The organism is Phytopseudomonas straminea (assembly GCF_900112645.1).
Classification (GTDB): Bacteria; Pseudomonadota; Gammaproteobacteria; order Pseudomonadales; family Pseudomonadaceae; genus Aquipseudomonas; species Aquipseudomonas straminea.
This window is the reverse complement of sequence record NZ_FOMO01000002.1, coordinates 99,933-119,380: the sequence shown is the minus strand read 5'-3', so window position 1 is coordinate 119,380 and position 19,448 is coordinate 99,933. Positions and strand designations below refer to the sequence as shown.

The window sequence follows — 19,448 nt, the reverse complement described above, 5'->3', positions numbered from 1 at the left end:
GGATTGGGTCGAAAAACGTTCAGCGGCGATTCGTGGCCACCCAGCTTCTGCCGGGGCTTCGGCCCGTTGCGCTACCTCCTGACGCCTGCCCTTAACCACCTTCATACAAAAAAACGCTGAACCAAGCGAAGCGGCGTACGTCAATGCGATATCACTTTGATATTGCTGTTTCGGGCTGCGTGTTTCGCGGTGTCTCGAGCCAAGCAAAATTTCAGGATGACGACTGGGAGGTCGTCCCGAACCGCGCTGGGAGTGCGGCTGGCCAAAAAGAAAAGCGCCCAGTTTTGATTACTTGAATGTGCAGTTGGAGCAATCGATGAATACGTGGTTTGGCAACATCAGCGTGACCCTGAAATTGGCTCTCGGCTTCGGCCTTGTGCTGCTCCTGACCATGGCCCTGGCCTTCGTGGGCTGGACCAGCCTCGGCAAGGTGGTGGAGCGTACCGAGCGTATGACCGATGTCAATCAGCTCACCCATACCCTGACCGATCTGCGGGTGGCACGTTTGCAGTATCTGCTCTCCAACGGCAGTGCGACGGAGGCCGACAAGGTGCAGCAGCATATCCGCACCCTTTCGCAGCTGCAGCAGGCCATACGGCCGAAGTTTCGCAGCCCGGAAAATGTGCGGCTGATAAATGAACAAATCGAACTGATCGACCAGTACCAGAAGGCTTACGACAAGACCAATGCGGTATACGCCAGCGCCAACAAGTCCCGGGCCGAGATGGTCCAACTGGCCGATCGGGCACTTGAGCTGGTCGACAAGGTCCGGGAGGATGTGCTGCGCGGCGCCGCTGCCGATGCGGCGGGTTTGGCGCGCTACCAGGCCGTCGCTCGCACCAAGGACGACCTGCAGACCCTGCGTTACCGCATGCTGAGTTACACCGCCGACACCAACGAGCAGACCGAGCGGGCGTTGAACCAGCAAATCGAGGGTACCGACCAGGGGTTGGATAATTTGACCTCGACGTTCAGCGGTGACTACCGCGACCTGATCCAGCAACTGGAAAGCGCTGTAGGCAGTTACCGTGCCCTGCTGGATACCTATCGCACGGCAATCGCCGAGCGCGTCCAGCTGCGCGATGCCATGACCGAGCAGGTGCTGCAGATCGTCAAGGGCAGCGATGCGCTGCTGGCCATGCAGATCAAACTGCGCGACAGCGATACTTCCTTCGCTACCCGGATGATGACCGCCGCCACACTGCTGGCGCTGCTGGTCGGCATCGTCGCAGCCTGGCTGATCACCCGGCAGATCACCCGCCCGTTGCAAGAGACTCTGGAGGCGGTCGAGCGCATCACCAGTGGCGACCTGACCCAGACGCTGCAGGTCACCCGCCGCGACGAACTGGGCGTAGTGCAACAGGGCATCGCCCGCATGGGCAGCACCTTGCGCGACCTGATCGGCGGTATTCGTGATGGTGTCACCCAGATCGCCAGCGCCGCTGAGCAGTTGTCGGCCGTTACCGAACAGACCAGCGCCGGCGTGAACAGCCAGAAGGTGGAAACCGATCAGGTGGCTACCGCCATGCAGGAAATGTCCGCCACCGTGCAGGAAGTGGCGCGCAGCGCGGCCGATGCCTCGCAAGCGGCGTCCGATGCTGATATCGAGGCTGCCCAAGGCGATCGCGTGGTGGCCGAGGCCATCGCGCAGATCGACAGGCTAGCGACTGAGGTCAGCCGCTCCAGCGACGCCATGGGCGAGCTGCAGAGCGAGAGCAAGAAGATCGGCGGGGTGATGGACGTGATCAAGGCCGTGGCCGAGCAGACCAACCTGCTGGCCCTCAACGCCGCCATCGAGGCGGCGCGGGCCGGGGAGGCCGGACGGGGGTTCGCCGTGGTGGCGGATGAGGTACGCGGCCTGGCGCAGCGCACCCAGAAGTCCACCGAGGAAATCGAAGGGCTGATCGCCGGCCTGCAGCAGGGTACTCAGCAGGTGGCGACCATCATGCAGGGTAGCCGCGAGCTGACCGACAGCAGCGTGGCGCTGGCCCGCCGCGCCGGCGATGCGCTAGGCGCGATCACCAGCAAGGTATCGAGCATCCAGGCGATGAACCAGCAGATCGCCGCCGCTGCCGAGCAGCAGGGCGCGGTGGCCGAGGAGATCAGCCGCAGCGTGGTCAACGTGCGCGACATTTCCGAGCAGACCGCCGAGGCCAGCGAAGAGACGGCCGCTTCGAGCGCCGAACTCGCGCGCCTGGGCAATGAGCTGCAGCTGATGGTCAGCCACTTTCGGGTTTGAGGGCTGGTGAAAGAGCAGAAGCGGCGGCTTGATCGCCGCTTCGCTTGCCACGCCTGCGCTCTATCAGGTAATAAACATTGCCTATCAAGGCGCTGGCTTTTTCCAATTTAGCCAGGCGGCGGGCCTCTCGTAATTTGGTGCGAGCGCATGACGCGCGTACTCATAAAAACGACGAGGATTCACCGATGAAACCCACCACCTCATGGGCGCCCGCCCTTGGTTTGATGACCGCGGCCTTGTCCGCTTCGCTCCTTGGTCTGTCTGCCCAAGCTGCGCCGCTGACTCGCGACAATGGCGCACCGGTAGGCGATAACCAGAATTCACAGACCGCAGGCGACACCGGCCCGACCCTACTGCAGGACGTGCAGCTGATCCAGAAGCTGCAGCGCTTCGACCGCGAGCGCATCCCCGAGCGCGTGGTGCATGCCCGCGGTACCGGCGCCCATGGCGAGTTCACCGCCACGGCGGACATCTCCGACCTGACCCGCGCCAAGGTCTTCAGCAAGGGCACCACCACACCGGTTTTCGTGCGTTTTTCCAGTGTGGTGCACGGCAACCATTCGCCGGAAACCCTGCGTGACCCGCGCGGTTTCGCCACCAAGTTCTACACCAGCGAAGGCAACTGGGACCTGGTCGGCAACAACTTCCCGACCTTCTTCATCCGCGATGCCATCAAGTTCCCGGACATGGTGCATGCCTTCAAGCCCGACCCGAACACCAATTACGGCAGTAACCGTACCCAGTTCGACTTCTTCAGTCACGTGCCTGAAGCCACCCGCACCCTGACCCTGCTTTATTCCAATGAGGGCACGCCGGCCAACTACCGGCAAATGAACGGCAACAGCGTGCACGCCTACAAGCTGGTCAACGCCAAAAACGAGTACCGCTACGTCAAGTTTCAGTGGCGCAGCCTGCAGGGCGTGAAGAACAACGATCCGCAGCAGACCGAGCAGATCCAGGGAAAGGATTTCAACCACATGAGCCGTGACCTGATCACCACGATCAACGCTGGCGACTACCCCAAGTGGGACCTGTACATCCAGGTGCTCGAACCGGCTGACCTGGCCAAGTACGACTTCGATCCGCTGGATGCCACCAAGATCTGGCCGGACGTGCCCTACAAGAAGATCGGCCAGATGGTCTTGAACAAGAACCCGGACAACGTGTTCCAGGAAACCGAACAGGTGGCCATGGCGCCGTCCAACCTGGTGCCGGGCATCGAGCCGTCCGAGGATCGTCTGCTGCAGGGCCGGCTGTTCTCCTATGCCGACACACAGATGTACCGCCTGGGCGCCAACCATGCCTTCCTGCCGATCAACCAGGCCAAGGTGCCGGTCAACAACGGCAACCAGGATGGCGCAGCGAACATCGGCCACACCACCACCGAGGTGAACTACGAGCCCAGCCGCATCAACCCGCGGCCTCCCACCGAGCATGCGCGCTACAGCAACCTGCCGCTGAGCGGCACCACCGAGCAGAAGAAGATCCAGCGTGAGCAGAACTTCAAGCAGGCCGGCGAGCTGTACCGCTCCTATGACAAGAAGATGCAGGGCGATCTGATCGCCAGCCTGGGCGGCGCCCTGGCCGAAGCCGAAGACGAGAGCAAGCACATCATGCTGTCGTTCTTCTACAAGGCCGATGCGCAGTATGGCGAAGGCCTGACCAAGGTAGCCGGTGGCGACCTGGCGCGGGTCAAGGCGCTGGCCGCCAAACTGCAGGACTGAGCCTGCCACTGCATGGCGTGCGGCTCAGGCGAGCCGCACGTCACGACCAGACGCGGCGCAAGGCCGCGCGGGAGGATTGCATGCTGCGTAATTTCTGTTTCGTTCTGGCGCTGGGCATTGCTGCGCCGCTGCTCGCCGACACTTCTGTGCCGGATGCCGAGCGCGTCCAGGCGCAATTGCGCGATTACTACTTCCAGGCGGCCCGCGAGGGCAATGTGGCAATGCTCGATGAGTTCATCGCTGCCGGCTACAACCTCAATACCGCGGACGAGAACGGCTACACCGCGCTGATCCTGACGGCCTACCACGGTCATCGCGACGCGGTGGAGCGTTTGCTGGCTGCAGGCGCCGATGCCTGTGCTCAGGATCAGCGCGGCAACACGGCGTTGATGGGGGCGATCTTCAAGGGCGAAGTGCGTATCGCCCGGCGCCTGCTCGACGCTGATTGCAGCCCGGACCAGCGTAACGGCAATGGACAGACGGCCGCCATGTATGCAGCGCTGTTCAAACGTACCGAGATGCTTAATGCGCTGGCGGGTAAGGGGGCCGACCTCAAGGCTGAAGACGCTTTCGGAAATACTGCGAGTAATCTGGAGAAGGGCGATATCCGCACACAGTGGTCGGCCAAACAGCCCTGACTCACGGGCCTGGCCATCTTCTGGCCAGTACCCATTCGTCAGAAGTGCGCGCCAAAGCCGGTGAGCGGCATTCAAAAGGCTACAAAGCGAGAACCTGTAGCAACTATAGGTAACTCCAAAAAAAGGTTCTGCGTGAGCCTGCCATTAGCCTGACTGCCACCATCAGCTAAGAACCCGTTCAAAGTCTGCTGCGCGTCGGCACTGCAGCGTTAAAAACAGGCTCGGACTGCTCATTTACAGCTCGTAAACTCCGCGTCCTCGCCTGTTTTCGCCTTGCATTGCTCTAGCTCGCGAGACTTTGAACAGGCTCTGAGGACGCCGCCCGATGCCCGACTTCGCCAAAGCCGACCCGCAGGTGGTACCGCGCTTGCTCCACGACATGGAGCGACAGGGGTATGCCGTTATCGAAGGATTTCTCACTGACGAGCAGCTGCAGGTCGCACGCGCCCACGTCTACCACGAAGTGGCGCGCCACGAGCACGAGTACTTCGCGCTGCAGGGGCTGGACGCCGTGAAGGGCAGCATCTTCGAGCAGATGAGCGTCTCGCCCCAGGTCAAGGATCTGTTCCGGCGGATCTATCAGGGCGGCATCGGCCAGCCGCCGCGCTCGCCGGATATCTTTCCGGCGCTGCGCTGCCTGCAGGGGCTGACTGGCAAGCGCGAGTCCTACTACTTTCACTACGACGCCGCGGCGCTGACGGCGTTGATCCCGCTGGTCACGCCCACCGAGGGCCGTTGCTGCGGCGACTTCATCTTCTTCCCCAACCTGCGCAACATCCGCTCCAATCTGTACTTCAACATTCTGGAGAAGGCCCTGATGCAGAACACTCTGACCCAGAAGCTGGTCACCTTCGCGGTCAAGCGCGGCTGGCTGAAACCGATCACCATCAAGATCGTGCCCGGCAACGCCTATTTCTTCTGGGGCTACCGCTCGCTGCACGCCAACGAGCCCTGCGACCCGAAGGCGCTGCGCTCCACGGTGCTTTTGCACTATGGCGAACCCCACAGCCGCGACAACCTGGCCTCGCGGCTGCTTCTGGGCTGGAATTTCCGCCGCGCGCGGATCAGCAACGAGCGCACCACGCGCAAGGATGTCGGCTAGCTGTACGCGTCGTCAGGCCGCTGCCAGGCGTAGCGTCTTCTGCCAGAACCAGAGGCCGGCCAGGCTCAGCGTTGCACCCAGCACGCAGACCCCGTTCCAGCCAAACACGGCATACACCGAAGTAGAGCTGATCGCACCCAAGCCGCTGCCCACCGCATAGAAGAGCATGTAGCCGCTGACCAGCCGTGAGTGAGCTGCCGGCTGTGTGGCGAAAATCAGGCTCTGGTTGGTGACGTGAATGGCCTGGCCGGCCATATCCAGCAGCAGGATGCCCAGCAGCAGCGCGCCGAACGATGCCGGCGCGAACCACAGCGGCAGCCATGAGGCCAGCAACAGGAGCAGGGCATAGCCGGTGGTGCGCTGGCCCAGGCCTTTGTCCGCCCAGTGTCCGGCCCGCGCCGCCGCCAGCGCGCCGAGCAGGCCGACCAGCCCCAGTGCGCCGATGGCGGTTTGCGAAAGATTGTGCGGCGGTGCGCTCAAGAGCAGCACGATGGCCGTCCAGAACACGTTGAACACGGCGAACATCAGCAGTGCCAGCACGCCGCGTACCTGCAGCGTGCGCTGACGGGCGAGGAGGGTCAGTAACGATAGAAGCAGTTGCCCGTAACGAGGTGCCTCAGATGAAAGCGGCTGAGCCGGCAGGTATCGCCAGAGGGCCAGTGCCAGGCCGCCCATCACTGCTGCCGAAGTCAGGTAAACGCTGCGCCAGCCTGCCAGGTCGGCAACCCCGCCGGCCATGACCCGAGCGAGTAGCAGGCCGACGAGCACACCACCCTGTGTCGTGCCGACCACCCGGCCGCGCTCGCTATCGCTGGTGGCCGCTGCGGCGTAGGCGATCAGCCCCTGGGTCATGGCCGTACCGACCAGCCCGACTGCGAGCATGCCGGCCAGAAGCAGGGCGGGCGTTGGCGCCGCCGCGACCCACAGAAGCGCTGCAATGAGTGCGGCCAGTTGCGCCAGCATCAGACGGCGTCTTTCCACTCGGTCGCCGAGCGGCACCAGGAGCAGCAGCGCAATTGCGCAGCCGATCTGCGTTGCGGTGATGACACCTCCCACGGCGGCCTGGCTGATTGCGAAATCGCGGGCCAGTGCATCGAGCAATGGCTGCGCGTAGTACACGTTGGCAACGCTGAGACCGGCCGCGCAGGCGAGCAGCATGACCAGGGCGCGCGGCAGGCTCGCAGTAGAAGCGGCGGGCGCGGCTGTAGGCAGTGACATACGAGAGTTCCTATCTGGTTTTATTTTGAAACCATGTCAGGCTAGGTCTTAAGGTTTTATTTTGCAACTAGGTGCTGGATGTGGGCTGGCTGGTGGTGTTCATCCGCACCGTTTCTCAATGCAAATGGGCGACAGGGCATGAGCGCGCTTCAATCCGTTGCAAAGACGTTTTAAAGTGCAACCAGACGATTGCCGAACTTTCTGCCGGCAAGTTTGAAGGACAGATGCACATGGCAAAACGCAAACGCCTCGATGACTCACCGTGCCCGGTGGCGCGCGCCGTCGATCTGGTGGGCGACCGCTGGTGCCTGCTGATCATCCGCGATGCCTTCGATGGCGTACGGCGCTTCGGCGCTTTCCAGGCCAGCCTGGGGATTGCGCGCAACATCCTCGCCGATCGCCTGCGGACGCTGGAGCAGGCCGGTATTCTCGAAACCGTACCGGCATCGGACGGTTCCGCCTACCAGGACTATGTGCTGACCCCGCGGGGCGAGTCGCTGTTTCCGCTGCTGGTGGCCATGCGGCAGTGGGGCGAGGAGCAGCTGTTCGCGAAGGGCGAGGCCCACTCCACGCTGGTCGAGCGCAGCTCTGGCAAGCCGGTTGCCAGGCTGTTGCCGACCCGGGGTGACGGCGAGCCACTGGCTGCCGCGGATACCTGCGTGATCAAGCTGCCCGCATCCGCCGCATCGCCAAGCAAACAATGAGGAGGACTGGCAAGGAGAGCGAGTATTCGCGACACACCTCGTCGCCATGCTCTGTCATCATTCGCCGTCTGATTCTGCGTTCAGGAATTCTGCATGTCGGCGCTTAACCCCGGTCTGATCGTCATCCATGGCAACCGCCTCGAGGAGCTGCGCGCCCTGGCGGTGGAGTGGATGCGTCGGTACCCCCTGCGCCCGCTGGAGAACGAGGTGCTGCTGGTGCAGAGCAACGGCATCGCCCAGTGGCTCAAGCTGGCGCTGGCCGAGCAGGACGGCTGCGGCATCGCAGCGGCCACCGATGTGAGCCTGCCGGCGCGCTTTCTGTGGCAGGCCTACCGCACGGTGCTGGGTAGCGAGGCGATTCCCCAGCAGTCGCCGCTGGACAAGGCGCCGCTGACCTGGCGTCTGATGCGCCTGTTGCCGAGCCTGCTCGACGAGCCCTGTTTCGCGCCACTGCGCCGCTTCCTGGCCGACGACGCCGACCTGCGCAAGCGTCACCAGTTGGCCGAGCGCCTGGCCGACCTGTTCGACCAGTACCAGGTGTACCGCGCCGACTGGCTGGCGGACTGGGCCGGTGGGCACGATCAATTGCGCAACGCCCGCGGCGGCGTGAAGCGCCTCGATGACACCGCGCTGTGGCAGCCGCTGCTGTGGCGCACGCTGCTGGCCGATGTCGGTGAGGAGCATCTGTCCCAGAGCCGCGCCGGGGTGCATCCGCGCTTCGTCGCCAGGCTGGCCGAGCTGGATGCGCCGCCCCGCGGCCTGCCGCGGCGGGTCACGGTGTTCGGCATTTCCTCGCTGCCGGCGCAGATGCTCGAGGCGCTGGCGGCCATGGCGCGTTTCAGCCAGGTGATGCTCTACGTGCACAACCCGTCCCAGCACCACTGGGGCGATATCGTCGAAGACAAGGACCTGCTGCGCCACGAATACCGTCGGCAGAAACGCAAGGCCGGCGGCCAGTCGGGGCAGGTCGGCCAGCTTGGGCTGTTCGAGGTCGAGGAGCTGCATCAGCATGGTCAGCCGCTGCTTGCCTCTTGGGGCAAGCAGGGCCGCGACTACATCAACCTGCTCGACCAGTACGACGAACCGCAGCGCTACCGCGAGCAGTTCGAGCGCATTGACCTGTTCAGCGCGATGAGCGAGGACACACTGCTGGGCCAACTGCACAACGACATTCTCGACCTGCGCCCGGTCGATGAAAGTCGCACCCGCTGGCCGGCGGTCGATCCGGAGAAGGATCACTCGCTGCGTTTTCATGTCGCCCACAGCGCCCAGCGCGAAGTGGAGGTGCTGCACGATCAGCTACTGGCGGCGTTCAGCGCAGACCCGACCCTGCGCCCGCGCGACATCATCGTCATGGTGCCGGACGTCAACACCTATGCCGCGCACATCCGCGCGGTATTCGGCCAATTCGGCAGCGACGATCCGCGCTTCATTCCCTTCACCCTGGCCGACCAGGGCCTGCGCGGCAAGGAGCCGCTGGTGATCGCCCTGGAGCACTTGCTGCGCCTGCCGGACAGCCGCTTCAGCGTCAGCGAGATTCTCGATCTGCTCGATGTGGCCGCCGTGCGCGCGCGCTTCGCCATCGCTGATGACCAACTGCCGCTGCTGCGCCGCTGGCTGGAAGGCGCCGGTGTGCGCTGGGGGCTGGATGCCGAACAGCGCGAAGGCCTCGGCCTGGGCGCCGGGCTTGAGCAGAACAGCTGGCGTTTCGGCTTGCGCCGCATGCTGCTCGGCTACGCCGTGGGTGGCGCCGGCGCACGGGCTGGCATCGAGCCTTTCGACGAAATCGGTGGCCTGGATGCTGCGCTGATCGGCCCGCTGACCCGGCTGCTGGATGCACTGGAGCTGCATGGCGACAGCCTCGCCGAAACCCTGCTGCCGGTGACCTGGGGCGAGCGCCTGCGGGCACTGCTGGACGACTTCTTCCTGCCCCAGGACGAACGCGACGAAGTACTACGCAACCAGGCCCAGGATGCTTTGGAGAGTTGGCTGGAGCTGTGCGACGCGGCCAGCCTGGAGGAAGCCCTGCCGCTGGCCGTGGTCCGTGAAGCCTGGCTCGGTGGGCTGGATCAGGGCGGGCTCAGCCAGCGTTTTCTGGCAGGCGCGGTGAACGTCTGCACGCTGATGCCGATGCGCGCCATTCCGTTCCGTCATCTTTGCCTGCTGGGCATGAACGATGGTGACTACCCGCGCAGTCAGGCGCCGCTGGACTTCGACCTGATGGGCGGCGACTACCGCCCCGGCGACCGCTCGCGCCGCGAGGACGACCGCTACCTGCTGCTCGAAGCGCTGCTGGCGGTGCGCGAGCACCTGTATATCAGCTGGGTCGGGCGCAGCATCCGCGACAATACCGAGCGACCGCCGTCGGTGCTGATCGGCCAACTGCGTGATCACCTGGCCAGCGCCTGGCGCCTGGCGGGCGGCGGCGACCTGCTGCATGCCCTGACCATCGAGCACCCGCTGCAGCCCTTCAGCCGCCGTTACTTCTCCGGTGATGGGCCGCTGTTCAGTTATGTGCACGAATGGGCTGCTTCCCACCGCGCGCCGCTGGCCCAGACCGGCGAGCAGCCGTTGGGCGCTTATGTGGTGGACGACGCGCTGAATCTGGAAACCCTGCAGCGCTTCCTGCGTGACCCGGTGAAGCAGTTCTTCACCGCGCGCCTCAAGGTGCACCTGGACGAAGCCGAACAGGCCGAGCTGGATGCCGAGCCCTTTGCCCTCGATGGCCTGCAGCGCCACCAGATCCAGCAGGCGCTGCTGCAGGCTGCCGCGCTGGCCCTGCAGGAAGACCAGCCTGTCGATGTGGCACTCGAGCGGGCCGCGCGGCGTATCCAGCGCAGTGGCCTGCTGCCGGTGGCCGGCTTCGGTGAGCGTTTGCGCGCGCAATTGCTCGAACCACTGCCGGCACAGTTGAAGGGCTATGCCGCGCTGTTGGCGCGCTGGCCCGAGCGCTTGCCATCGCCGCTGCGCCTGAGCTTCGCCCATGGTGATCTCGCACTTGAGGATTGGCTCGGCGATCTGTACGCGTCCGGCGCTGCTCTGGCACGGCTGGAGCTGCAGCCTGGCGGGCTGAAGCGCAAGGATCGTTCCTACAAGTGGCACCGCCTGCTCAGGCCCTGGGTGAGCCATGTGGCGGCCGCTGCCTGTGGCCATCCGCTGACCACGCTGCTGGTCGCCGAAGACGTGCGTCTGGCCTTCGATCCGCTGAGCCAGGCTGATGCCGAACACCTGCTGCGTCAGTGGCTGGACGGCTACGCCGCTGGCATGCAGGCGCCGCTGCCAGTGGCGATCAGAACGGTTGCGGCCTGGTTCGCCCAGCTCGCCAAGAGCGAGGATGAAGACAAGGCCGCGGACGCTGCCCGCAAGGTCTACGAAGGTGACGGCCACACCACCACCGGCGAAGTGCAGCAGAGCGCCAGCCTGGCCCGCCAGTATCCGGATTTCGACGCCTTGCTGCGCGACGGCCAGTTCGCCCAGTGGGGCGCCGTGCTCTACCAGTCGCTATTCGAGGCGGCGATCAGCGAACTTCAGGATGATCAGCCATGAGCCAGCCAGCACGCCCCTTGGCGCTCAGCTTTCCGTTGCACGGCAGCCGCCTGATCGAGGCCAGCGCCGGTACCGGCAAGACCTATACCATCTCGGCGCTCTATCTGCGCCTGATCCTGCAGCATGGCGGCGACGCCGCCTTTCGCGAGCCGCTGCTGCCGCCGCAGATCCTCGTGGTGACCTTTACCGATGCCGCCACTCGCGAACTGCGTGATCGCATCCGCGCGCGTCTGGTGGAAGCGGCCACGGTGTTTCGCGGTGATGGCGAAGGTGACGCGCTGCTGGCCACCCTCAAGGCCGACTTCGCTTCGGCCGAATGGCCAGAGTGCGCACGGCGCCTCGAGCTGGCGGCGCAGTGGATGGACGAGGCGGCGGTATCGACCATCCACGGCTGGTGCCAGCGCATGTTGCGCGAGCACGCCTTCGACAGCGGCAGCCTGTTCAGTCAAACCCTGGAAACCGACCACAGCGAGCTGCTCGCCGAAGTGGTGCGCGACTACTGGCGTCAGCACTGCTACCCGCTGCAGGGCCTGGCCCTGGACTGGGTAGCGGAGAACTGGGACGCGCCGGACACGCTGGGTCAGCGCATCCGCCCGCTGCTGGGCGAACAGGACGACGGCGCTGCTCTGGCGTTGGGCGATCTGCTCGACGGCACCCTGCGTGACCGCCAGCGCGCACTGCATGCCCTCAAGGAACCCTGGAGCACCTGGGCCGATGCCTTGCAGGGCCTGCTCGAGCAGGCCGCGGCGGAGAAACAGGTCGATGCCCGCAAGCTGCAGGCGCGCTATTACAAACCCTGGCTCGACAAGCTGCGCGCCTGGGCCGATAGCGACGACGAGTTGCTGGATATCGGCACCGGCTTCACCCGCCTGACCCCGGAGGGCCTGGCCGAGGCCTGGAAGGTCGGTGCGCCGCCTGTGCATCCTGCGCTGGAGGCCATGGCCACGCTCAAGGGCGAGCTCGACGCCTTGCCGGCACCGGGCGAGGCTGCACTGCGCCACGCCGCCGCGTGGATTCGCCAGCGCTTCGACCGCGAGAAGCGCCAACGCGCCGAGATGGGCTTTGACGACATGCTCACCCGCCTGGACGACGCCCTGCAGGGCGACAGCGGCCCCCGTCTGGCCGAGGTGATTCGCCAGCAGTTCCCGGTGGCGCTGATCGACGAATTCCAGGACACCGACCCGCTGCAGTACCGCATCTTCGACACCCTGTATCAGCTCGAGGCCAACCGCGACGACTGCGGCCTGTTTATGATCGGCGACCCCAAGCAGGCCATCTACTCGTTCCGCGGTGCGGACATTCACACCTACTTGCGCGCCCGCCGGGCCACGGCCGGGCGGCACTACAACCTGGACACCAACTTCCGCTCCAGCGAGGCCATGGTCGCGGTGGTCAACGGCTTGTTCGAACGGGCCGAGACCCGTGAAGGCGGGCAGGGCGCCTTTCTGCTGCGTGACGACCTGCCGTTCATCGCAGTCGGCGCTCAGGGCCGCAAGGAAGTCTGGACGGTGGAGGGCCAGGCGCAGCCGGCGCTCAACCTCTGGCACCTGCCCAGCGAGGAAGCAGTCGCCAAGGGGCGTTATCTGGACGCTCTGGCCGCCAGCGCGGCGAGCGAAATCGTCCGCCTGCTGGTGCTCGGGCAGCAGCAGCGCGCCGGTTTTCTCACCGGCGACGAACTGACGGCCCTGCGCCCCAGCGATATCGCCGTGCTGGTGCGCGATTTCAAGGAAGCCCAGGCGATTCGCGGCCAGCTGGCGGCCCGCGGGGTGCGCAGCGTGTACCTGTCCGACAAGGATTCGGTGTACGCCACGGTCGAGGCCCACGATCTGCTGCTGTGGCTGCGTGCCTGCGCCGAGCCCGATCAGGATCGCCCCCTGCGTGCGGCGCTGGCCAGCTCGACCCTTGGCCTGAGCCTTACCGAACTGGAGCAACTGAACCTCGACGAGCGCTTCTGGGAGGCGCGGGTCATGCAGTTCCGTGGTTACCGCCAGCGCTGGCAGCGCCAGGGCGTGCTGCCGATGCTGCGCCAGTTGCTGCAGGATTTCGGCCTGCCGCAACGGCTGATGAGCCGCCCGGACGGCGAGCGCATTCTGACCAATCTGCTGCACCTGGCCGAATTGCTGCAGCTGGCCGCCGCCGAGCTGGACGGTGAGCTGGCGCTGATCCGTCATCTGGGCGACTGCCTGGCCGGGCGCGGGCAGGCAGCCGAGGAGCAGGTGCTGCGCCTGGAAAGCGACGATGCCCTGGTGCGCGTGGTGACCATCCACAAATCCAAGGGCCTGGAATACCCATTGGTGTTCCTGCCCTTCATCTGTTCGTTCCGCCCGCTGGACGACAAGAAGCCGGTGCAGGTGCACGACGGCGAACGCCGCCGCCTGCTGCTCAAACCTGATGAGGAGAGCCTGGAGAAGGCCGAGCGCGAGCGTCTCGGCGAAGACCTGCGCCTGCTCTACGTGGCGCTGACCCGGGCGCGGCATGCCTGCTGGCTGGGTATCGCCGACCTGAAGATCGGCACCGCCAAGACCTCGCGCCTGCACCAGAGCGCCCTGGGTTACCTGCTCGGCGCTGGCCAGCCCCTGGCGCAGAGCGCGCAACTGATCGACTGGCTCAGCCCGCTGGCCGATCCACCGCGCTGCGTGGCGTTGCCTGCGCCCGAGGCCAGCGACCAGGCCTATCGCGCCCAGGATGCAGATGCTTTCGAGCCCCATTGGCGCACGCCAGCACGGCGCGCCGCCGAACACTGGTGGATCGCTTCCTACAGCGCCTTGCGTATGGAGGAGGGCGAAGCTGCCGTAGTGGATCGCAACCCGGTGGATCGCCACCCAGTGGATCGCCACGACGACGTCTCGCCGGACAGTTCGGCGGTGCAGATCGCCAGTGACGACGAAGACCCGGCCCTGGCGCTGGAGCAGATTCCTGTCTCCGCCCAGGGGCTGCATCGCTTTCCCCGCGGGCCCAACCCCGGCACCTTTCTCCATGGCCTGCTGGAAATCGCTGCCGCCGAAGGCTTCGCGGCCATGGCGGGGGCGCCGGAGGTGCTGCGTGAGCACCTGGCGAGGCGTTGCCAGCGGCGCGGCCTGGAAACCTGGATCGAGCCGCTGTGGCTGTGGCTGCAAGGCCTGCTGGTGCAGCCCCTGTCGCTCGGCAATGGAAGCGCGGTGAGCCTGGCGCAGTTGAGCGAATATCAGGCTGAGCTGGAGTTCTGGTTCGAGGCCTGCCGGGTCGACGTGCTGCGCCTGGATGCGCTGGTGCGCCATTTCGAGATGCCGACCGTGGCGCGACCTGTGCTCAGCCCGGACACCTTGAACGGCATGTTCAAAGGCTTTATCGACCTGGTGTTCGAGCATGAGGGGCGTTACTACGTGGTCGACTACAAGTCCAACTGGCTGGGCGCCGACGAACAGGCTTATACGGCCGAGGCCATGAACATTGCCGTGGCCAGCCACCGCTACGATCTGCAGTACGTGCTGTACGTGCTGGCCCTGCATCGCCACCTGCGGCTGCGCCTGACCGACTATGACTACGACACCCATATGGGCGGCGCGCTGTACCTGTTCCTGCGTGCGCCGGCTGCGGGCCAATACCTGGCGCGCCCGCAGCGGGCGCTGATCGAAAGGCTGGACGCGCTGTTTCTCGGCGAGCCGGCGGAGGAACCGGCATGACGCCGATGCTGGAAAACCGCGACACGCTGTTCGAGCTGCTGGCCGCCTGGAGCGAGCGCGGCTGGTTGCGCGAACTGGACCGAACCCTGGCGCATTTCTTCGCCGAGCTGGACCCCCAGGCACCGCCGTTGCTGCTGCTCGCTGCTTCGCTGGCCAGTCATCAACTGGGCCAGGGCCATGTGTGCCTCGACCTGCAGACCACCCTGGCCGATCCGGATTCGGCGCTGTCGCTGCCACCGGAAGGCGAGGACGCCGAGGGCGTCAGCCTGCTGCCCTCCGAGGTGCTGGCCGGCCTGAGTGCGAGCACCTGGCTGGCAGCCTGTGCCGGCAGCGCCTTGCTGCGTGATGCCGAAGATGAAGTCGCGCCGCTGGTGCTGCGCGGCACCTGCCTATACTTGCGCCGCTACTGGGATTACGAGCGCAGCGTCGCCGAGGATATTGGCGAGCGCCTGCAGGCGGCGGGCGATGCGCCGGCCGGTCTCGCTCAGCGCCTGGCCGTGTTGTTCCCCGAGCCATTGCAGCTCGATGGCCAGCGCCTCACCGACTGGCAGAAACTGGCCTGCGCCCTGGCGGCGCGGGGGCGCTTCACGCTGATCACCGGCGGCCCTGGTACCGGCAAGACCACCACCGTGGTGCGCCTTCTGGCGCTGCTGCAGGCCGCCGCGCTGGATCGCGGTGCGCCGCTGCGCCTGAACCTGGCCGCGCCTACCGGCAAGGCGGCGGCGCGGCTGACCGAGTCCATCGGCGCCCAGGTGGCGACCCTGCCGGTCAGCGAGCAGGTGCGCGAGCAGATTCCCAATACCGTCACCACGCTGCACCGCCTGCTGGGCAGTCGTCCGGACAGCCGTCATTTCCGTCACCATGCGGCCAACCCGCTGCCGCTGGATGTGCTGGTGGTCGACGAAGCCTCGATGATCGACCTGGAAATGATGGCCAACCTGCTCGACGCGCTGCCGATGCATGCGCGGTTGATCCTGCTCGGCGACAAGGATCAGCTGGCCTCGGTGGAGGCGGGGGCGGTACTTGGTGATCTGTGCCGCGACGCTGAAGCCGGCAGCTACAGCGAGGCCACCCGCGCCTGGTTGGCGCAGCAGACCGGCGAACGTATCGAGGGAGCAGGGCTGCAGCCGGGCGAGCAGGCGTTGTCGCAGCACATCGTGATGCTCCGCCATTCCCGGCGCTTTGCCGGGGGCTCGGGTATCGGCCGCCTGGCCCTGGCGGTGAATCGCGGTGCAGCCCTGGAGGCCCGTGAGGTGCTGGCAGGTGGCGGGGCGGACCTGCACCAGTTGCGCCTTGCCGGCGAGCAGGATCGTGCCTTCGAACGCCTGCTGCTCGATGGCTTGCCCGGCGGTGAGGGGCGGGCAGTGGGCTATGCGGATTACTTGAACGTGCTGCATGAGCAGCGCCCAGGCTTGACCGACGGCGACGAGCGCTGGAGCGGCTGGACTGCCGCGGTGCTGGCGGCCTTCGATCGCTTCCAGTTGCTCTGTGCGGTGCGTAAGGGGCCCTGGGGCGTCGAGGCGCTCAACGGGCGTATCGCCCGTGCGTTGCTGCAGCGTGGCCTGATCGAGCAGGAGCATGGCTGGTACGAAGGGCGGCCGGTGCTGGTCACCCGTAACGATTATGGCCTGGGCCTGATGAACGGCGACATCGGCATCGCCCTGCGTTTGCCCGAGCCGGCGCTGGAGGCGGGTGGCCCATTGCGCTCAGCGCTGCGCGTGGTGTTCCCACGCAACGATGGTTCGGGCGAGCTGCGCTCGATCCTGCCCAGCCGCCTGGGCGCGGTGGAAACCGTGTTCGCCATGACCGTGCACAAATCCCAGGGCTCTGAATTCGCCCATTGCGCCCTGGTGCTGCCGGATACCCTCAACCCGGTGCTGACCAAGGAGCTGGTGTACACCGGCATCACCCGCGCCCGGGATTGCTTCAGCCTGATCGAGAGCCGTGCCGGTATTTTCGAAGCGGCTATCGGGCGGCGAGTCGAAAGGCGCAGTGGGCTGTGGGAGCGGTTGGTTGGGGATGCATATATTGATTGATGGGTTGGCTCCGATCCATCCTGCGGATTTATCAAATGTGGGAGGGCGCCATGCGCCCGATTCGCGGGCATGGCCCGCTCCCACAACTAAATAGATGAGTCAGGTCGTAGGATGGGCGGCAGCCCATCAACCAGCAGCTATCAATTCAGGGCACCTTCACCCCAACCTCATCGAGCATTTCCACCAGACGAATCAGCGGCAGGCCGATCAGGCTGTTGACGTCGCTGCCTTCGGTTCGGCGAAACAGGCTGATGCCCAGACCTTCGGCCTTGAAGCTGCCGGCGCAGTCGTAAGGCTCTTCGGCATTCAGATAGCGGGTGATCTGCTCGGCATCCAGGGTGCGGAAATGCACCGTATAAGGAATGCAGTCGACCTGGCAGGTACCACTCTGGCTGTCCAGCAACGCCAGGCCGGTGAGAAAGGTCACGCTCTTGCCGCTGGCGGCGCTGAGCTGGGCATGGGCGCGCTCGAAGCCGTGGGGCTTGCCGAGCACCTGGCCGTCGAGCACGGCCACCTGGTCGGAGCCGATGATCAGGTGACAGGGGAATCGCCCGGCCAATGCCGCGGCCTTTTCCCGGGCCAGGCGGCGCACCAGCTCTTCGGCGGGCTCGCCATCCCGGCGCGACTCGTCGATACTTGGCGCGGCCCATTCGAAGGGCTGGCGCAGGCGGCTCAGCAGCTCGCGGCGATAGGGGGAGCTGGAAGCGAGAACCAGGGGCAACATGGGCATCGACCTCGTGCGAAACGGAGCGCCGATTCTAGTCGTCGGCAAAGGGCCTGGACAGGCGGAATTTCCTTTGACAGCGCACGGTTGCATCCATAGAATGCGGCGCCTATGTCAAATGGCCCGATTCCACCTCACGTTGATCCACGCAAACTCGCTGACCGCGGCGCCACCCTTCAGGGTGAATTGCCGTTAGCTGATTTGTCGAGGCTCTGCGATCCTCTCGCCGATAATGGCGGCAACGTGCGCGCGAAGCTGAGCTTCGAGCGTGACGAGCGCCACGCTGTGGTCATCCACAGCCAGCTTGAGGTCGAAGTCAAGATGGTTTGCCAGCGGTGTCTGGATCAGGTCACCTTACCGATCCTCAGCGAGTGTGATTACGCTGTGGTGAAGGAAGGCGCGAATACCCAGTCCGTGCCGCAAGGCTATGACGTACTGGAAATGGGTGAGGATCCTCTGGATCTGTTGGCCTTGATCGAGGATGAGCTGTTGCTCGCCTTGCCCATCGTGCCAATGCATGACCCGAAAGATTGCCAGCAGCCGGCGGGCCTCGATGAGCCCGAACCGAGCGAGGACGAGGTGACGCGGTCCAACCCGTTCAGTGTATTGGCACAGTTAAAGCGTGACCCAAACGTTTAGGAGTTAACTAGTATGGCTGTTCAGCAGAACAAAAAATCCCGTTCCGCCCGTGACATGCGTCGTTCGCACGACGCCCTCGAGGCTAACGCTCTGTCCGTTGAGAAGAGCACTGGTGAAGTTCACCTGCGCCACCACGTATCGCCGGAAGGCGTTTACCGTGGTCGCAAAGTGATCGACAAGGGCGCTGACGAGTAAATCTTGTCCGCTCCGATCATCGCGATTGATGCAATGGGTGGGGACTTCGGTCCCCACTGCATTGTTCCAGCCAGCGTCGCCTGTCTGGCCGAATTCCCCTCGCTGCACCTGGTCCTTGTTGGCCAAGCTCCTCTGATCGAAGAACTGCTCGCTGGTATTCCCGGTGTGGATCGCGCGCGCCTGCGCGTCGAGCATGCGGCCGAAAGCATCGAGATGGGCGAGCGCCCCAGTCAGGCCCTGCGCGGCAAACCGGAGTCTTCCATGCGCTTGGCGCTGGAGGCGGTGCGTGACGGGCGGGCCCATGCCTGCGTGAGCGCTGGCAATACCGGTGCGTTGATGGCGCTGTCGCGGTACGTGTTGAAAACCCTGCCGGGCATCGACCGGCCGGCGATGATCGCTGCCATTCCCAATCGCAAGGGCGTGTGCCTGTTGCTGGATCTGGGGGCCAACGTCGACTGCACGGCTGAGCAGTTGTGCCAGTTCGCGATCATGGGCGCGGTGGCGGCCGAGGTGCAGGGCGCCAGGGCGCCGCGCGTCGGCTTGCTGAACGTGGGCAGTGAAGAGACCAAGGGCAATCAGCAGGTCAAGCAGGCTGCGGCGCTGCTCGAAGGTGTCGACGGCCTCAACTATGTAGGCTTCGTCGAAGGCGATGGCCTGTATGGCGGCGAGGCTGACGTGCTGGTGTGTGATGGTTTCGTCGGCAATGCGTTGCTCAAGTCCAGCGAAGGGCTGGTGACCATGATTGTGGCGCGGCTTGAGGCGCTGTTTCGCGGCAGCTTGCTGGGCCGGGTCGCCGGGCTTCTGGCCTTGCCGCTGCTGCGCCGCTTACGTGGCGAGCTGGCGCCGGCGCGTCATAACGGCGCGAGTTTTCTGGGCTTGCAGGGCGTCGTGGTGAAGAGCCACGGTAGTGCCGGGCCGGATGGTATAAAGAGCGCCATTCGCCGGGCCATGACCGATGTGCAGGAGAATTTACCGGCGCGACTGGGTGGTCGAATCGAGCACTTGATCCGTAATATGTGAC

The 19,448-nt window shown here is 65.2% G+C and carries 13 protein-coding genes; 11 read left to right on the top strand and 2 right to left on the bottom strand.

Features of this window, described 5'->3' with window-relative positions:
* Positions 1 to 316 precede the first annotated feature (316 nt).
* The 4 genes from BM279_RS04710 (at position 317) to BM279_RS04695 (ending at position 5,703) form a co-directional block, all read left to right on the top strand.
* Positions 317 to 2,239, top strand: a complete 1,923-nt coding sequence (locus BM279_RS04710; RefSeq protein ID WP_093501459.1) for a HAMP domain-containing methyl-accepting chemotaxis protein — start codon at positions 317 to 319, stop codon at positions 2,237 to 2,239.
* A 224-nt stretch (positions 2,240 to 2,463) separates the two neighbouring features.
* Complete coding sequence (locus tag BM279_RS04705) at positions 2,464 to 3,963, top strand: catalase (protein ID WP_425272671.1); 1,500 nt, start codon at positions 2,464 to 2,466, stop codon at positions 3,961 to 3,963.
* Between the two features lie 80 nt (positions 3,964 to 4,043).
* Positions 4,044 to 4,601, top strand: coding sequence for an ankyrin repeat domain-containing protein (locus tag BM279_RS04700; RefSeq protein WP_093501455.1), 558 nt, complete (start codon positions 4,044 to 4,046; stop codon positions 4,599 to 4,601).
* Between the two features lie 325 nt (positions 4,602 to 4,926).
* A complete protein-coding gene (locus BM279_RS04695; protein ID WP_093501453.1) occupies positions 4,927 to 5,703 on the top strand; it encodes a hypothetical protein in 777 nt (258 codons plus the stop codon).
* A gap of 12 nt (positions 5,704 to 5,715) precedes the next feature.
* Here the strand turns inward: BM279_RS04695 and BM279_RS04690 are convergent, their stop codons facing one another.
* Positions 5,716 to 6,921 (bottom strand): MFS transporter, encoded by a 1,206-nt coding sequence (locus BM279_RS04690; RefSeq protein WP_093501451.1) that lies wholly within the window; start codon positions 6,919 to 6,921, stop codon positions 5,716 to 5,718.
* Positions 6,922 to 7,151: 230 nt separating this feature from the next.
* Here BM279_RS04690 and BM279_RS04685 point away from each other — a divergent pair, with 230 nt between their 5' ends.
* From BM279_RS04685 to recD, 4 genes are all read left to right on the top strand, one after another.
* On the top strand, positions 7,152 to 7,625 hold the full coding sequence (locus BM279_RS04685; protein ID WP_093501449.1) for a winged helix-turn-helix transcriptional regulator: 474 nt from the start codon (positions 7,152 to 7,154) through the stop codon (positions 7,623 to 7,625).
* Between the two features lie 93 nt (positions 7,626 to 7,718).
* On the top strand, positions 7,719 to 11,171 hold the full coding sequence (gene recC / locus BM279_RS04680; RefSeq protein ID WP_093501447.1) for an exodeoxyribonuclease V subunit gamma: 3,453 nt from the start codon (positions 7,719 to 7,721) through the stop codon (positions 11,169 to 11,171).
* Positions 11,168 to 14,833 carry an exodeoxyribonuclease V subunit beta gene (gene recB / locus BM279_RS04675; protein ID WP_093501445.1) on the top strand — a complete coding sequence of 1,222 codons (3,666 nt, stop codon included), beginning with the start codon at positions 11,168 to 11,170 and terminating at the stop codon, positions 14,831 to 14,833. The genes recC and recB overlap by 4 nt, the downstream gene beginning before the upstream one ends.
* Positions 14,830 to 16,869, top strand: coding sequence for an exodeoxyribonuclease V subunit alpha (gene recD, locus BM279_RS04670; protein ID WP_093501443.1), 2,040 nt, complete (start codon positions 14,830 to 14,832; stop codon positions 16,867 to 16,869). The genes recB and recD overlap by 4 nt, the downstream gene beginning before the upstream one ends.
* A gap of 145 nt (positions 16,870 to 17,014) precedes the next feature.
* Here recD and BM279_RS04665 read toward each other — a convergent pair whose 3' ends face one another.
* Positions 17,015 to 17,593: a Maf family protein gene (locus tag BM279_RS04665; RefSeq protein WP_093501441.1), complete on the bottom strand. Its 579-nt coding sequence runs from the start codon at positions 17,591 to 17,593 to the stop codon at positions 17,015 to 17,017.
* A gap of 111 nt (positions 17,594 to 17,704) precedes the next feature.
* Between BM279_RS04665 and BM279_RS04660 the strand changes: the two genes are divergently transcribed.
* From BM279_RS04660 to plsX, 3 genes are read left to right on the top strand one after another with little or no spacing between them, the layout of a single operon-like run.
* The gene (locus BM279_RS04660) at positions 17,705 to 18,232 is read left to right on the top strand and encodes a YceD family protein (protein WP_013791825.1); all 528 of its coding nucleotides are present in this window, start codon (positions 17,705 to 17,707) and stop codon (positions 18,230 to 18,232) included.
* A 12-nt stretch (positions 18,233 to 18,244) separates the two neighbouring features.
* A complete protein-coding gene (gene rpmF / locus BM279_RS04655; RefSeq protein WP_013791824.1) occupies positions 18,245 to 18,427 on the top strand; it encodes a 50S ribosomal protein L32 in 183 nt (60 codons plus the stop codon).
* A 3-nt stretch (positions 18,428 to 18,430) separates the two neighbouring features.
* The gene (gene plsX / locus BM279_RS04650; RefSeq protein WP_093501439.1) at positions 18,431 to 19,447 is read left to right on the top strand and encodes a phosphate acyltransferase PlsX; all 1,017 of its coding nucleotides are present in this window, start codon (positions 18,431 to 18,433) and stop codon (positions 19,445 to 19,447) included.
* The last annotated feature ends 1 nt before the right edge of the window (position 19,448 follow it).